Genomic DNA, 15,949 nt, shown 5'->3' with positions numbered 1-15,949 from the left:
TCATGGCGAAGACCAGGGATATCAAGCAGGACAGCGGAGCGGCCGATAATGCATCGGCTGATCTCGGCCGCGTCGCTGCCGATATGCTGCGGAACGCGCCGACAATGCCGATCCATCCGCTGATGGCTCATCCGGCGGCGGCGTTTGCCGCTGCGGCCGCAATAGGCTTCGGCGTCACGTCGCAGATTGCCGGTGCATTCTTCGGTGCGCTCCAGGGGGCCGTCGAGGCCGCCAACCAGCGCGCTGTCGTGCCGACCGCAAAGACTGCCGCCGTGGCTGACGAAAAGCCGGCGGCAAAGAAGGACGGGGCAGGGGAGGCAAAGCCTGTAAAGGCATCGCCCGCTGCCAAGCCTGTTGTATCGAAGCCCGCGGCTGCCGAGGCAAGGCCTGCGGTCGCAAAGAAGGCCGAACCGAAGCCGTCGCGGCTGCCGCGACCGTGACGGCACCTGCCAAGAGCAAGGCCAAAGTCGAAGTGGCGGCACCGGTTGCAGCCAAGCCGGCTCCCGCGCGTAGCCGCAAGGTTGCCGTGAAGGCCGATGATCTGAAGCGAATTTCGGGCGTCGGTCCGAAGCTGGAGCAGGTGCTTAACGGACGCGGGATCCAGCGCTTTGCTGATATCGCGGCCTGGAGCGACGCGGATATCGTGCGGATCGATGCCGAGCTCGGCTTTGACGGCCGCATCAGGCGCGACGATTGGGTCGGCCAGGCAAAGGCACTCCTGCCGAAGGGCCGGAGCTGAGATTTTTTCCCCGAAAGCCTCAGGCGATCGGGGAAAGTGAATGAAGGCGGTGGAAACGTTGCGGGTATGACCCCCAATGTTTGACCGGCGCCGGTCTTGCGGGGACAAGATTGGGCAAAGCTTATGACAAGCAAACTGGCGCCACGCGGTTTCGTGCCGTGCCGGTGGCAAGCTGGTCTTGCGATTATGAAATTGTCTGCGGCCAGGTTCGGCTGCAGACGTGACATAGGACTGAGTGGACGATGGCTAAACTGAAGATTGACGGTAAAGAGATCGAAGTTCCGGATCACTACACGCTTATCCAGGCGTGCGAGGAAGCCGGCGCCGAAGTTCCGCGCTTCTGCTTCCATGAACGACTGTCGGTGGCCGGCAATTGCCGCATGTGCCTTGTCGAGGTGAAGGGTGGCCCGCCGAAGCCACAGGCTTCCTGCGCCATGGGCGTGCGCGACATCCGCGGCGGCCCGAACGGGGAACTTCCGGAAGTCTTCACCAACACGCCGATGGTCAAGAAGGCCCGCGAAGGCGTGATGGAATTCCTGCTGATCAACCATCCGCTGGATTGCCCGATCTGCGACCAGGGCGGCGAGTGCGACCTGCAGGACCAGGCTATGGCCTTCGGTATCGACAGTTCGCGCTATCAGGAAGACAAGCGTGCCGTCGAAGACAAGTATATTGGCCCGCTCGTCAAGACCGTGATGAACCGCTGCATTCACTGCACGCGCTGCGTCCGCTTCACGACCGAGGTCGCCGGCATTTCCGAGCTGGGCCTGATCGGCCGTGGTGAAGATGCCGAGATCACCACCTATCTCGAACAGGCGATGACCTCGGAGTTGCAGGGCAACGTTGTCGACCTTTGCCCGGTCGGTGCGCTCACCTCCAAGCCTTTTGCCTTCACCGCCCGCCCGTGGGAGCTGAACAAGACCGAATCGATCGACGTCATGGACGCGCTTGGCTCGGCCATCCGCGTCGACACGCGTGGCCGCGAAGTCATGCGCGTGCTGCCGCGCGTGAACGAGCAGATCAACGAAGAGTGGATCTCCGACAAGACCCGCTTCATCTGGGATGGCCTGAAGACGCAGCGCCTCGACAAGCCTTACGTCCGCAAGGACGGTCGTCTGCAGGCGGCGACATGGAGCGATGCCTTCGCCGCCATCAAGTCGGCTGTTTCGGCCACCAGCGGCGACAAGATCGGCGCCATCGCCGGCGACCTCGCTTCGGTCGAAGAAATGTACGCCCTGTCCGAACTGCTGAAATCGCTCGGCTCGGAAAATCTCGACTGTCGCCAGGACGGGACGGCGCTTGATCCGTCGCTTGGCCGTGCAAGCTACATCTTCAACCCGACCATCGAAGGCATTGAAGCCGCCGATGCGTTGCTGATCGTCGGCGCCAACCCGCGCTTCGAAGCAGCCGTGATGAATTCGCGCATCCGTAAGCGCTGGCGTCGGGGCAAGTTCCCGATCGGCGTAATCGGCGAACATTCTGATCTGCGCTACTCCTACGACTATCTCGGCGCCAGGCCCGGATACGCTTGCTGACCTCGTTAGCGGCTCGCACAAGTTCGCCGACGTTCTGAAGAACGCTCAGAAGCCGATGATCATCATCGGCCAGGGTGCGCTGATCCGCGAAGACGGCGCGCAGGTGCTGGCAAACGCCGCCAAGCTCGCCGCTGCTGTCGGCGTCGTCAAGGACGGCTGGAACGGCTTTGCGGTGCTGCATACGGCAGCGTCGCAGCGTCGGCGGCCTCGATCTCGGCTTTGTACCCGGTGCAAAGGGCGTCGATGCGGCAGCCATGCTGTCGTCGATGGATGTGCTCTTCCTGCTCGGTGCCGATGAGCTCGATTTCAGCCGCAAGGGCGCGAAGTTCACCGTTTATATCGGCTCGCATGGCGACAACGGCGCTCAGAGTGCCGACGTCATCCTGCCGGCTGCGGCCTACACCGAAAAGTCGGGCACCTGGGTCAACACCGAGGGCCGCGTTCAGATGGGCAACCGTGCCGGTTTCGCACCGGGTGATGCCCGCGAGGACTGGGCCGTCATCCGCGCCCTTTCCGATGTGCTCGGCAACAAGCTTCCCTTTGATTCGCTGAGAGAATTGCGCGCGAAGCTCTATGCTGCTTTCCCGCATTTCGCCGCCATTGATGAGATCGCCGAAGGCGATAGCGCTCAAATTGTCGCACTTGCGAAAAAAGCCGGCGCGATGGGCAAATCCGCGTTTGCTTCGCCGATCAAAGACTTCTATTTGACGAACCCGATAACGCGTGCCTCGGCTGTCATGGCGGAGTGCTCGGCGTTGGCCCGCAACAATTTCCAGGCTGCGGCAGAGTAAAGGCAGAGGACTATGGATTCATTCGTTTCGACCTATCTTTGGCCGGCGCTGATTATCATCGGTCAGTCCCTGCTGCTCCTGGTCTGCCTGCTGATCTTCATCGCCTATATCCTTCTTGCCGACCGCAAGATCTGGGCGGCGGTTCAGCTGCGTCGCGGCCCGAACATTGTCGGTCCGTTCGGCCTGTTCCAGTCCTTCGCCGACCTTCTGAAGTTCATGGTCAAGGAGCCGATCATCCCGGCCGGCGCCAACAAGACCGTGTTCCTGCTCGCGCCGCTGGTTTCCGTGGTGCTGGCGCTGTCCACCTGGGCCGTCGTGCCGGTGGCTCAGAACTGGGTCGTGGCCGATATCAATGTCGGCATTCTCTACATTCTGGCGATCTCGTCGCTCGAAGTTTACGGCATCATCATGGGTGGTTGGGCTTCGAACTCGAAGTATCCGTTCCTTGGCGCGCTGCGCTCCGCCGCGCAGATGGTGTCCTACGAAGTCTCGATCGGCCTTGTCATCGTCACCGTTCTGCTCTGCGTAGGTTCACTGAACCTTACGGACATCGTGCTGTCGCAGCAGACTGGTCTCGGCACCAAGCTCGGCTTGCCGGCATCCTTCCTCGACTGGCACTGGCTGTCGCTGTTCCCGATGTTCATCGTGTTCTTCATCTCGGCGCTGGCTGAAACCAACCGTCCGCCCTTCGACCTTCCGGAAGCGGAATCGGAGCTGGTTGCCGGCTTCATGGTCGAATACGGCTCTTCTCCGTACATGATGTTCATGCTCGGCGAATATGCTGCCGTCGTCCTGATGTGCTCGCTGACCACGATCCTCTTCCTTGGCGGCTGGCTGCCCCCGGTCGATATCTGGATCCTGAACTGGGTTCCGGGCATCATCTGGTTCCTTTTGAAGTCGTGCCTTGTTTTCTTCATGTTCGCGATGGTGAAGGCTTTCGTGCCCCGCTACCGCTATGACCAGCTCATGCGTCTCGGCTGGAAGGTTTTCCTGCCGCTGTCCCTCGCCATGGTCGTTATCGTTGCATTCGTGCTGAAGCTGACGGGATGGGCATGATCATGTCGATCCTCGCTTCAAGCAGATTTGGAGGTTGAAGATGGCCGGAATTTCCAACGCCGTCAGCTCGCTGTTCCTCAAGGAATTTGTCGGCGCATTCTTTTTGTCGATGCGTTACTTCTTCAAGCAGAAGGCAACGATCAACTACCCCTTTGAAAAGGGACCGGTTAGCCCACGTTTTCGTGGCGAACACGCACTGCGCCGTTATCCCAACGGCGAAGAGCGCTGCATCGCATGCAAGCTCTGCGAAGCCATCTGTCCTGCCCAGGCCATCACCATCGAGGCCGGGCCGCGCCGCAACGACGGCACCCGCCGTACGGTGCGTTACGACATCGACATGGTGAAGTGCATCTATTGTGGCTTCTGCCAGGAAGCCTGCCCGGTCGACGCCATCGTCGAAGGGCCGAATTTCGAATTCGCCACCGAAACCCGCGAAGAACTCTATTTCGACAAGGCGCGGCTTTTGGACAATGGCGACCGCTGGGAACGCGAAATCGCGCACAACATCGCGCTGGATTCGCCGTACCGCTAAGCGGAGTTTTGAATATGCCGTGACAGGCGGCGCGATTGTCGCCGTCGCGGTTAAATCTAGACCGGAGCTTTGCTGGACCAAGGTCTGACTGAGCTCCATCGGGCAGGGGACCTCCCAGCTGCCCGGGGGAAGACGAAAAAGGCACCAACATGGGTCTGCAGGCTCTTTTTTTCTATATCTTCGCCTTTGTCGCTGTGGCGTCGGCGTTCATGGTCATCTCGGCGCGGAATCCGGTCCATTCGGTCCTGTTCCTCATCCTGGTTTTCTTCAACGCGGCCGGCCTCTTCCTGTTGATGGGGGCTGAGTTCCTGGCGATGATCCTGCTGGTCGTTTATGTCGGCGCCGTGGCGGTTCTCTTCCTCTTCGTCGTCATGATGCTCGACATCGACTTCTCCGAGCTCAGGTCCGGCATTCTTGAATATGCACCGATCGGCGCCTTGATCGGCATCATTCTTGCCGCGGAACTGATCGTCGTCATTGGTGGCAGCGTGATTTCGCCGACCATTGCCAAGTCGATCGCCATGCCGATCCCCGCGATTGCGGACCGCACGAACACCGCCGCCCTCGGCGACGTCCTCTACACCAACTACGTCTATTTCTTCGAGATCGCCGGCCTCGTGCTGCTGGTGGCGATGATCGGCGCGATCGTGCTGACATTGAAGCATCGCACGCACATCAAGCGCCAGAATATTTCCCAACAGGTCGCCCGCACGCCCGCGACCGCCGTCGAGGTGGTCAAGGTCAAGCCGGGGCAGGGCGTCTGAGGCGAGGCACGAGGATCAAAGGAACAACATCATGGTCATCGGACTTTCCCACTACCTCACGGTCAGCGCCATCCTCTTCGTGCTCGGCGTCTTCGGTATTTTCCTGAACCGCAAGAATGTCATCATTATCCTGATGTCGATCGAGCTCATATTGCTCGCGGTCAACATCAACATGGTCGCCTTCTCGTCGTTCCTCAACGATATCGTCGGCCAGGTCTTCGCTCTGTTCATTTTGACTGTCGCCGCCGCCGAGGCTGCGATCGGTCTTGCAATTCTCGTCGTCTTCTATCGTAACCGCGGCTCTATCGCGGTCGAAGACGTCAACGTGATGAAGGGCTGATACAGCTATGTTCTTATATAAGGCTATCGTCTTTCTTCCCTTGATCGGTGCGATCATCGCCGGCCTTTTCGGTCGCGCGATCGGCGCCAAGGCTTCGGAATATGTCACCAGCGGCCTGATGATCATCGCCGCAGTGCTGTCATGGATCGTCTTCTTCACGGTGGCGCTCGGCCACCCGGATGGAGCGATCAAGGTCGAGGTGCTGCGCTGGATCCAGTCCGGCGGCATCGACGTCTCCTGGTCGCTGCGTGTCGACACGCTGACCTCTGTCATGCTGATCGTCGTGAACTCGGTCTCGACGCTGGTTCACATCTATTCGATCGGGTACATGCACCACGATCCGCATCGTCCGCGCTTCTTCGCTTATCTCTCGCTCTTCACCTTCGCCATGCTCATGCTGGTGACCTCCGATAATCTCGCCCAGATGTTCTTCGGCTGGGAAGGCGTCGGTCTGGCCTCCTATCTGCTGATCGGCTTCTGGTTCAAGAAGCCGTCGGCATCGGCGGCCGCAATGAAGGCCTTCATCGTCAACCGCGTCGGCGACTTCGGCTTCGTGCTCGGCATTGCAGGCGTCTTCGTTCTCTTCGGGTCGATCAACTTCGACGTGATCTTCGGCAATGCTCAGAGCTTCGCTTCGGGGCAGGGCGGTCAGCCGACCGATATCGTGCTGAACCTCTTCGGCCTGCATCTTGATCGTGCCCAGGCACTGACCGGCGTCTGCCTGCTGCTCTTCATGGGCGCGATGGGCAAGTCGGCACAGTTCCTGCTGCACACCTGGCTGCCGGACGCCATGGAAGGCCCGACCCCGGTCTCGGCACTCATTCATGCCGCAACCATGGTCACCGCGGGTGTCTTCCTCGTCGCCCGTATGTCGCCGATCTTCGAACTTTCGCCTGACGCGCTGACTTTCGTCACCATCATCGGCGCGATCACCGCCTTCTTCGCGGCAACCGTCGGCCTCGTGCAGAACGATATCAAGCGCGTCATCGCCTACTCGACCTGTTCGCAGCTGGGCTACATGTTCGTCGCCCTCGGCGTCGGCGCTTACGGCGCGGCCATCTTCCACCTGTTCACGCATGCCTTCTTCAAGGCTCTTCTGTTCCTTTGCGCCGGCTCGGTCATCCATGCCGTCGATGGCGAGCAGGATATGCGTCACATGGGTGGTCTTCGCACGCACATCAAGAAGACCTACTGGATGATGATGATCGGCACGCTGGCGATCACCGGCGTCGGCATTCCGTTCTCGCCGATCGGCTTTGCCGGCTTCTTCTCCAAGGACGCGATCATCGAGGCTGCGTACACCTCGCACAATCCGGCGTCAGGCTTTGCTTTCACGCTGCTGGTCATCGCCGCTCTGTTCACCAGCTTCTATTCGTGGCGCCTGATTTTCATGACCTTCTACGGCAAGCCCCGCGCTTCGCACGAGGTCATGCATCACGTCCATGAATCGCCGAATGTCATGCTGATCCCGCTTTATCTGCTGGCGATCGGCGCCGTATTCGCCGGCTGGTATTTCCATGAGTACTTCGTAGGTCATGACTATGAGGAATTCTGGAAGCACGCGCTCTTCACGCTGCCTGATAACAAGATCCTCGAAGAGATGGAGCATGCTCCACACTGGGTCGAGCTCAGCCCGTTCATCGCGATGGTCGTTGGCTTCGTGGTTGCCTGGTACATGTACATCAAGTCGCCGGAGACGCCGCGCAGGCTCGCTCAGCAACAGCGTCCGCTCTACGAGTTCCTGTTGAACAAGTGGTACTTCGATGAACTCTACGACTTCATCTTCGTTCGTTCCGCCAAGGCGATCGGACGCTTCCTCTGGAAGAAGGGTGATGTCGGTGTCATCGATACCTACGGCCCGAACGGCATTGCCGCCCGCGTCGTCGACGTCACCAACCGCGTCGTGCGCCTGCAGACCGGTTACCTCTATCACTATGCCTTTGCGATGCTGCTCGGCATTGCAGCCCTCGTTACCTGGATGATGCTCGGGAGTGCCCTTTGATGACCGATTGGCCTATTCTCTCAACGGTCACGTTCCTGCCGCTGGTGGGCGTCCTTCTCCTGCTGTTTACGCGGGATGACGGACCCAACGGCCGCCGCAACATCCTGAATATTTCGCTGGCGACGACGGTCTTCACCTTCATCGTGTCGCTGTTCATCTGGATCTGGTTCGACAACGCCAATCCGGGCTTCCAGATGATCGAGAAGCATGACTGGCTGACCACCGGCATCAGCTATCACATGGGCGTCGACGGCATCTCCATGCTGTTCGTCATCCTGTCGACCTTCCTGATGCCCTTCTGCGTGCTGGCAAGCTGGCTCTCGGTGGAAAAGCGCCTGAAGGACTACATGATCGCCTTCCTCGTCCTTGAGACGATGATGATCGGCGTCTTCGTGTCGCTCGATATCGTGCTGTTCTACGTCTTCTTCGAAGCCGGCCTGATCCCGATGTTCCTGATCATCGGCGTCTGGGGCGGCAAGGATCGCGTCTACGCCAGCTACAAGTTCTTCCTGTACACGCTGCTCGGCTCGGTGCTGATGCTGCTCGCCATCATGGCCATGTACTGGCAGTCCGGCACGACCGACATCCCGTCGCTGCTGGCCTACAAGTTCCCGCCACAGATGCAGACGTGGTTATGGCTGGCCTTCTTCGCCTCCTTTGCGGTGAAGATGCCGATGTGGCCGGTCCACACCTGGCTGCCCGATGCCCACGTTCAGGCGCCGACGGCTGGCTCCGTCATCCTGGCAGGCGTCCTCCTGAAGCTCGGCGGCTACGGCCTTATCCGCTTCTCGCTCGGCATGTTCCCGAATGCGTCGGAATATTTCGCGCCGTTCGTCTTCGCGCTGTCGGTCATCGCCATCATCTACACCTCGCTGGTGGCGCTGATGCAGGAAGACATCAAGAAGCTGATCGCTTACTCCTCGGTCGCCCACATGGGCTACGTGACGATGGGCATCTTCGCTGCCAACCAGCAGGGCGTCCAGGGCGCGATCTTCCAGATGCTGTCGCACGGCATCGTCTCGGGCGCACTCTTCCTCTGCGTCGGCGTGATCTACGACCGGACCCATACCCGCGAAATCGCGGCCTATGGCGGCCTGGTCAACAACATGCCGAAATACGCGGTCGCGATGATGGTCTTTACGATGGCCAATGTCGGTCTGCCCGGCACCTCCGGCTTCATCGGTGAATTCCTCACGCTGATCGGCGTCTTCCGTGTCAACACATGGGTCGCACTGTTTGCCGCCACCGGCGTCATCCTGTCGGCTGCCTATGCGCTGTGGCTCTACCGCCGCGTCATTTTCGGCGTGCTGGAAAAGGAAAACCTGAAGAAGCTGCTGGATCTGTCGCCACGTGAACAGTTGATCCTTTATCCGCTGATCGCACTGACGATCCTCTTCGGTGTCTATCCGGCTCCGATCTTTGATGCCACGGCCGCTTCGGTGGACCTTCTGGTAAACAATTACACCGCTGCCCTGCACGCTGCGCAGAATGTTGCGCTGTCGATGAATTGATGACGGGACCTATTCGACATGACTGCTGACACAATTCTTGCAAGCCTGCATCTTTCCATTCCGGAGCTCATCCTCGCGGTCGGTGCGCTTGTGCTGCTCATGATCGGCGTCTTCTCAGGCGAGCGGTCCGGACCCATGGTCACCGGTCTTGCCATCGCACTTCTTGCGGTGGCCGGTCTCTGGATCATCTTTGTGCCGGGCGAAGGCCTGGCCTATGGCGGCGCCTATCTCGCCGACGGCTTCTCGCGCTTCATGAAGGTCGTTGCGCTGGTCGGCTCCATCGTTGCCATGTTCCTCAGCATGGGGCAGGCGCGAGAGCAGCAGCTCGATCGCTTCGAGTTTCCGGTGCTCCTGCTGCTGGCGACCCTCGGCATCCTGCTGATGATCTCGGCGCATGACCTGATTTCGCTCTACCTGTCGCTGGAACTGCAGTCGCTGGCGCTCTACGTCGTCGCCGCCATCAACCGCGACAGCCTGAAGTCGACCGAAGCCGGCCTGAAGTATTTCGTCCTTGGCGCTCTGTCTTCCGGCATGCTGCTCTATGGCATGTCGCTGGTCTACGGCTTCACCGGTCATACGAGCTTCGATGCCATCGCAACGGCGCTGAGCGCCGAGACGCGCTCGCTCGGTCTCGTCTTCGGTCTGGTTTTCGTTCTCGCCGGCCTGGCCTTCAAGATCTCGGCCGTGCCGTTCCACATGTGGACGCCGGACGTTTATGAAGGCGCCCCGACCCCGGTTACTGCCTTCTTCGCCGCCGCGCCTAAGGTTGCCGCCATGGCAATCCTGACCCGTATCGTCGTGACCGCCTTCCAGCCGGTGCTTGCCGACTGGCAGCAGATCATCGTGTTCATCTCGATCGCCTCGATGCTGCTCGGCTCCTTCGCCGCTATCGGACAGCGCAACTTCAAGCGACTGATGGCCTATTCCTCGATCGGTCACATGGGCTATGCGCTGGTCGGGCTTGCCGCCGGCACCAAGACCGGCGTCTCCGGCGTCATGCTCTACATGGTCATCTACATGGTCATGACCCTCGGCTCCTTCGCCATCATCATGGCGATGCGCCGCAAGGATGGACGTCAGGTCGAAAGCATCGACGATCTCGCCGGCCTTTCCACGACGAACCCGTTCATGGCGGTAGTGCTGACCGCGCTGATGTTCTCGCTGGCTGGCATTCCGCCGCTAGCAGGCTTCTTCGGAAAGTATTTCGTCTTCGTCGCAGCCATCCAGGCTCATCTCTATGCGCTCGCCATCATCGGCGTTCTCTCATCGGTCGTTGGCGCCTACTACTACCTGCGCGTCATCAAGGTGATGTGGTTTGACGAAGCCAAGGATGAATTTGCCCGCACGGCCGGTTCGCTGCGTCTGGTCTTCGGTTTGTCTGGCCTCTTCGTCATCGCTTACGTCTTCTTCGGCGGCGCAATCGGCGGTGCTGCCGATCTGGCGGCCGCGACGCTGTTTTGATGGCGTCTGACACGAATAGCCGGAAGTCGCCTGCCGACTTCCGGCATGATGCCCTTCTTGAGACTTCCTCGACAAACAATGTGTGCCTGGAAAGGGCGCGCTCCGGTGACCCAGGCAATCTATGGGTGACCGCCGAGCGTCAGACCGGCGGCCGCGGCCGCCGTGGCCGCCCTTGGGTCTCGGAACCCGGCAATCTCTACGCATCTCTCCTGTTGATCGATCCTGCTCCGATGGAGCGCCTTGGTTCCTTGCCGCTTGCGGTCGCGGTTGCCGTGCATCAGGCTGTGCGCAGCGTGTTGCCGCTGGCTGCCGAACCGGCCGAGATCAAGTGGCCAAACGATATATTGGTCGGCCGCAAGAAGATCTGCGGGATCCTCATCGAGGGGGAAGCTCTTCCCGACGGACGCTACGCGATTGTCATCGGCATCGGCATCAATGTCGTCGCCATGCCCGATAATCCCATGTATCCGGTGACCTGCCTGCGCCAGCAGGGCTCCATGGTCTCGGCGGAAGAGCTGTTTGCGCATCTCTACGCAGCAATGGCCGAAGCGCTTGTCGTTTGGAACAGCGGCAAGGGTATTCGGGAGATCACGGCTCGCTGGCGGGATGTGGCGTGCGGCATCGGTGAAAAGATCACCGTGAATTTGCCGGACAGGTCGATTTTAGGCCATTTCGTCGGAATCGATGATAATGGCTTGTTGATGCTCGAAACCGAGGACGGCAGGACCATGCCGATCGCAGCGGGCGATGTTTTTCTTAGGTAATGATTGAGGACGAAATGGCGAAACAAGACGAACTGGTGTTTCTGCCACTCGGCGGCGTCGGTGAGATCGGGATGAATCTCGCGCTGTACGGCTACGGCACGCCGGAGCATCGTCAATGGATCATGGTCGATTGCGGCGTCACCTTCCCGGGGCCGGACCTGCCTGGCGTCGATCTGGTATTGCCGGACATCCGCTTCCTCGCCAAGGAACGCAAGAACCTCAAGGGCATCATCATCACTCACGCCCATGAGGATCATTACGGCGCGCTGAATGATCTCTGGCCTGGCTTGAACGTTCCCGTCTATGCCTCCGGCTTTACCGCCGGTCTGCTGGAAGCCAAGCGCGACTACGAAAAGACGATGGGCGAGATTCCGATCACCCCTTTCAAGGCCGGTGATCGTATCAATGTCGGTCCCTTCAGCATCGAAGGTGTTGCCGTCAACCACTCGATCCCGGAGCCGATGTCGCTGATGATCCGCACGCCGGTCGGCAACGTCATTCATACCGGCGACTGGAAGATTGATCACGAGCCTTCGCTCGGGCCGCTCACCGACGAGACCCGTTTCCGGCAGTTGGGCGATGAAGGCGTGCTGGCGCTGATGTGCGACTCCACCAATGCTCTTCGCGATGGCGTATCGCCTTCCGAAAAGGACGTTTCGGCGAGCCTGCGCAAGATCATTGAGAATGCCGAGGGCCGGGTAGCCATCACCACCTTCTCCTCCAATGTCGGCCGCATCCGTACTGTCGCCGAGGCAGCCGAAGCCGCCGGTCGCGAGGTGCTTCTGTTGGGCAGTTCGCTGAAGCGTGTCGTCGATGTCGCCCGCGACGTCGGCCTCATGGAAGGCGTCAAGCCGTTCATCGCTGAAGACGAGTATGGCTATATCCCACGCGACAAGGTCGTGGTCATTCTCACAGGCAGCCAGGGCGAGCCGCGTGCGGCGCTTGCCAAGCTGTCGAGGGATGAGATGCGCAACGTCGCGCTCGCGTCTGGCGATATCGTCGTCTTCTCGTCGCGCGCCATTCCGGGCAATGAAAAGGCCATTCAGGATATCAAGAACGGTCTGATCGAGCAGGGCATCCATATTGTCACGGATGCCGAAGCGCTCGTTCACGTGTCGGGCCATCCCCGCCGCAACGAATTGCAGAAGATGTATGAATGGACGCGGCCGAAGATCGTGGTGCCCGTGCATGGCGAGCCGACGCATCTGACCGCGCACAAGGAACTGGCCGAACAGAGCGGCATCTCCATCGTTCCGCGCGTGCGCAACGGTGACATATTGCGCCTCGCGCCAGGCCCGGTCGAGGTGATCGGCGAGGCGCCGCATGGGCGTATCTTCAAGGATGGCACCCTGATCGGCGATTTCGACGAGATGGGCATCGGCGAGCGCAAGAAGCTGTCCTATGTCGGTCATGTCGCCGTCAACGTCGTGCTCGATGCTCGTTATGACATCGTCGGCGATCCGGACCTCGTTGCGATCGGCCTCCCGGCCTATGATGACGAAGGCGAGGACATGGAAGATACGCTTTTCGACGCCATCGTCAGTGCCATCGAGAGCATTCCGCGCGCCCGCCGCAAGGATTTGAACATGCTGCAGGAGGCCGCTCGCCGCGCCGTGCGTGCGGCTGCCAACCAGGGTTGGGGGAAGAAGCCGCTTGTCACCGTGTTCGTCACGCGTACCGGCGGCTGAAGCCCGCGATCCGAACGGGGAGGAGAGATCCGTGCTTGGACGCATTAATCACGTTGCGCTCGCTGTCCCGGATATAGCGGCGGCCGCGAAGGCTTATCGCGAGACACTGGGCGCGGTCGTGTCTGCACCGCAGGTGCTGCCCGAGCATGGGGTGACCGTCGTTTTCGTCGGATTGCCGAACAGCAAGGTGGAGTTGCTGGAGCCGCTGGGCGAAGCTTCGCCGATTGCCGCCTTCCTGGCCAAGAACCCGGATGGCGGCATGCATCACATCTGCTACGAGGTTGCCGATATTCTTGCCGCACGGGATCACCTGGTCGCCACGGGCGCTCGGGTGCTTGGCGGCGGAGAGCCGAAAATCGGCGCTCATGGCAAGCCAGTGCTTTTCCTGCACCCCAAGGACTTCTTCGGTACGCTGATCGAGCTCGAGCAAGTGTGACATTAAGGCGCTGAAAGACGCTTTGAAACGCGGCGGCGTTAATCCTATAAACAACTGGGAAGAGGAAGAGGCGAGCAGGCTCGTCTTAAGGGAGCAGAATGGTCCAGCAGATTTTATCGAGCTTGGCGGTATATTTCGTCGTCTGGTGGATTACGCTTTTTGCAGTCCTTCCATTCGGCCTGCGCACTCAGGCCGAGGATAAGCATGTGATCCTTGGCACCGTCGAAAGCGCCCCCACGAAATTCCAGGCATGGAGAGTGGTGCTCACCACGACGCTGGTCTCGGCTCTGGTCTATGGCACCTGGTATGTCGCCTCGCATTATCTGGGGCTGACCGTAGACTCGCTTCCACAGATCGTTCCGAACTTCGATAAATAGCCGATCGGAACCGAGGCGAGAGCGGCACGAACAGCCATCGCCTCGCAATCACCTTCAATTCGTCACACGCCTGTCATGTCAGTAAAGCAAAGACTTTACGGAAAGACGGTGGCGATATGTTGGGTGAAGAGCCTTCTGATGCTTGCTTGGGGCCGGTCGACACAGAGCAACGAAGGCGAGAAAGCAAAAAAAAACAAGGCTATAAGCCTTGTTTTAAAGTATCGCGTGATCCTTATCCGTTACCGGGGCAGCGAGTGAACGCGCCTAAGATCTGATCCTCCCAAGACTTGACCGCGAAACGGCAAGAATTTAGCCTTCTTGCCTCTTTTGTGAGCTAAAATTAGCTCAAACATTGAGCTTTGTCATCTGTTTTTTTGCTTTTTTACTACAGTCGCGCAGAATTTTTCTATTGACAGATTTTCGTCGTAAATCCTTATAAACGCCCATTTTTTCGAAATCGTGAAAATGTGCTGCATCGCCTGCATTCTCGGGCGTTTGCCAAATTCCCCTCCTATAGAATGCGGGTTTCCTTCCTGCGCCGAAGCAGTTATGAACTGCCTTCAGTACACAATTTGCTAACGATTCCGCAAAGAGCGGACCGTCAAACCATCTGGAACAAGCGTCATGCGTCTGTCTCGTTACTTCATGCCCATTCTGAAGGAAAATCCTAAAGAGGCTGAAATCGTTTCTCATCGCCTCATGCTGCGCAGCGGCATGGTTCGCCAGCAGTCGCAGGGCATTTATTCCTGGCTGCCGTTGGGTAAGCGCGTGCTTGACAAGGTCAACAAGATCATTCGCGAAGAGCAGAACCGTTCCGGTGCCATCGAGCTTTTGATGCCGACGCTGCAGTCGGCCGAGCTCTGGCAGGAAAGCGGCCGCTACGAAGCCTATGGCAAGGAGATGCTGCGCATCAAGGACCGGCAGGACCGGCCCATGCTCTATGGCCCGACCAATGAGGAGATGATCACCGACATCTTCCGGTCCTACGTCAAGTCCTACAAGGACCTGCCGCTGAACCTCTATCACATCCAGCTGAAGTTCCGTGACGAGATCCGTCCTCGCTTCGGCACCATGCGCTCGCGCGAGTTCATGATGAAGGATGCCTATTCCTTTGATCTGACGCAGGAAGCCGCCGTCCATTCCTACAACAAGATGTTCGCGGCCTATCTCCGCACCTTCAATCGTCTCGGCTTGAGAGCGATCCCCATGCGGGCCGATACCGGTCCGATCGGCGCAATCTCAGCCACGAATTCATCATCCTTGCCGACACCGGCGAGTCGGAGGTCTTCTGCCACAAGGATTTCGTCAATTTCGATATCCCCGGCGAAGATACGAATTTCGATGATGTCGCCGGCTTGAAGAGCATCTTCGATCAGTGGACTTCGGTCTATGCCGCGACCTCGGAAATGCATGATGAGGCTGCCTTCAATGCTATTCCCGAAGGCGAACGCCTGTCGGCGCGCGGTATTGAAGTCGGCCATATCTTCTATTTCGGCACGAAATATTCCGAGCCGATGGGTGCGAAAGTGCAGGGTCCGGACGGCAAGGAACATGCTGTCCACATGGGATCTTACGGTATCGGCCCGACACGCCTTGTTCCCGCCATCATCGAAGCATCGCATGACGAGAACGGAATCATCTGGCCTGCTTCGGTTGCGCCGTTTGATGTCGTGGTGATCAACATGAAGACCGGCGACCAGGCATGTGACGATGCTTGCGAGAAGATCTACGCCGCTCTCTCGAAGGCCGGCAAGGATGTCCTCTTCGACGATCGTGACGATCGCGCCGGAACGAAGTTCGCAACGGCTGATCTGATCGGTGTGCCCGTGCAGATCATCGTTGGGCCGCGTTCTATCGCGGGCGGTGAAGTCGAAGTGAAGGATCGCAAGACCGGCGATCGTGAGACGATGACAGTCGAAGCGGCAATCAAGCGGCTGGCAGGCTGATAGACGA

At 59.4% G+C, this 15,949-nt stretch carries 12 protein-coding genes and 3 pseudogenes; all 15 read left to right on the top strand.

Annotated elements, in window-relative coordinates; translation table 11 throughout:
* Positions 1–2: 2 nt before the first annotated feature.
* Positions 3–221 (top strand): annotated as a pseudogene (locus BSK43_RS35800) (5' DNA nuclease); the annotation flags it as partial.
* Between the two features lie 215 nt (positions 222–436).
* On the top strand, positions 437–739 hold the full coding sequence (locus BSK43_RS35795) for a hypothetical protein (protein ID WP_246662656.1): 303 nt from the start codon (positions 437–439) through the stop codon (positions 737–739).
* Between the two features lie 242 nt (positions 740–981).
* A pseudogene (gene nuoG / locus BSK43_RS23490) lies at positions 982–3,065 on the top strand (NADH-quinone oxidoreductase subunit NuoG).
* A gap of 12 nt (positions 3,066–3,077) precedes the next feature.
* Positions 3,078–4,121 (top strand): NADH-quinone oxidoreductase subunit NuoH, encoded by a 1,044-nt coding sequence (gene nuoH, locus BSK43_RS23485; protein WP_068385911.1) that lies wholly within the window; start codon positions 3,078–3,080, stop codon positions 4,119–4,121.
* Positions 4,122–4,161: 40 nt separating this feature from the next.
* Complete coding sequence (gene nuoI, locus BSK43_RS23480; RefSeq protein ID WP_068385913.1) at positions 4,162–4,653, top strand: NADH-quinone oxidoreductase subunit NuoI; 492 nt, start codon at positions 4,162–4,164, stop codon at positions 4,651–4,653.
* Between the two features lie 149 nt (positions 4,654–4,802).
* Positions 4,803–5,417: an NADH-quinone oxidoreductase subunit J gene (locus BSK43_RS23475; protein WP_077470126.1), complete on the top strand. Its 615-nt coding sequence runs from the start codon at positions 4,803–4,805 to the stop codon at positions 5,415–5,417.
* Positions 5,418–5,448: 31 nt separating this feature from the next.
* Positions 5,449–5,757, top strand: coding sequence for an NADH-quinone oxidoreductase subunit NuoK (nuoK, locus tag BSK43_RS23470; protein WP_004122490.1), 309 nt, complete (start codon positions 5,449–5,451; stop codon positions 5,755–5,757).
* Between the two features lie 7 nt (positions 5,758–5,764).
* On the top strand, positions 5,765–7,759 hold the full coding sequence (gene nuoL, locus BSK43_RS23465; protein WP_068385917.1) for an NADH-quinone oxidoreductase subunit L: 1,995 nt from the start codon (positions 5,765–5,767) through the stop codon (positions 7,757–7,759).
* Positions 7,759–9,270, top strand: a complete 1,512-nt coding sequence (locus BSK43_RS23460; RefSeq protein ID WP_068385919.1) for an NADH-quinone oxidoreductase subunit M — start codon at positions 7,759–7,761, stop codon at positions 9,268–9,270. The genes nuoL and BSK43_RS23460 overlap by 1 nt, the downstream gene beginning before the upstream one ends.
* Positions 9,271–9,288: 18 nt before the next feature.
* A complete protein-coding gene (gene nuoN / locus BSK43_RS23455; RefSeq protein ID WP_077470127.1) occupies positions 9,289–10,731 on the top strand; it encodes an NADH-quinone oxidoreductase subunit NuoN in 1,443 nt (480 codons plus the stop codon).
* Positions 10,731–11,495 (top strand): biotin--[acetyl-CoA-carboxylase] ligase, encoded by a 765-nt coding sequence (locus tag BSK43_RS23450; protein ID WP_077470128.1) that lies wholly within the window; start codon positions 10,731–10,733, stop codon positions 11,493–11,495. The genes nuoN and BSK43_RS23450 overlap by 1 nt, the downstream gene beginning before the upstream one ends.
* Positions 11,496–11,509: 14 nt before the next feature.
* Complete coding sequence (locus BSK43_RS23445; RefSeq protein WP_068387766.1) at positions 11,510–13,183, top strand: ribonuclease J; 1,674 nt, start codon at positions 11,510–11,512, stop codon at positions 13,181–13,183.
* 31 nt (positions 13,184–13,214) lie between these two features.
* On the top strand, positions 13,215–13,619 hold the full coding sequence (gene mce, locus BSK43_RS23440; RefSeq protein WP_077470129.1) for a methylmalonyl-CoA epimerase: 405 nt from the start codon (positions 13,215–13,217) through the stop codon (positions 13,617–13,619).
* Positions 13,620–13,717: 98 nt separating this feature from the next.
* Positions 13,718–13,996 (top strand): DUF1467 family protein, encoded by a 279-nt coding sequence (locus BSK43_RS23435; protein WP_068385927.1) that lies wholly within the window; start codon positions 13,718–13,720, stop codon positions 13,994–13,996.
* Positions 13,997–14,620: 624 nt separating this feature from the next.
* Positions 14,621–15,942: pseudogene (gene proS / locus BSK43_RS23430) on the top strand (proline--tRNA ligase).
* Positions 15,943–15,949: the final 7 nt, after the last annotated feature.

This window comes from Rhizobium sp. P44RR-XXIV (assembly GCF_001999485.2).
Classification (GTDB): domain Bacteria; phylum Pseudomonadota; class Alphaproteobacteria; order Rhizobiales; family Rhizobiaceae; genus Rhizobium.
Note: the sequence above shows the minus strand (reverse complement) of the source record. Positions and strands in the feature narration are given on the sequence as shown.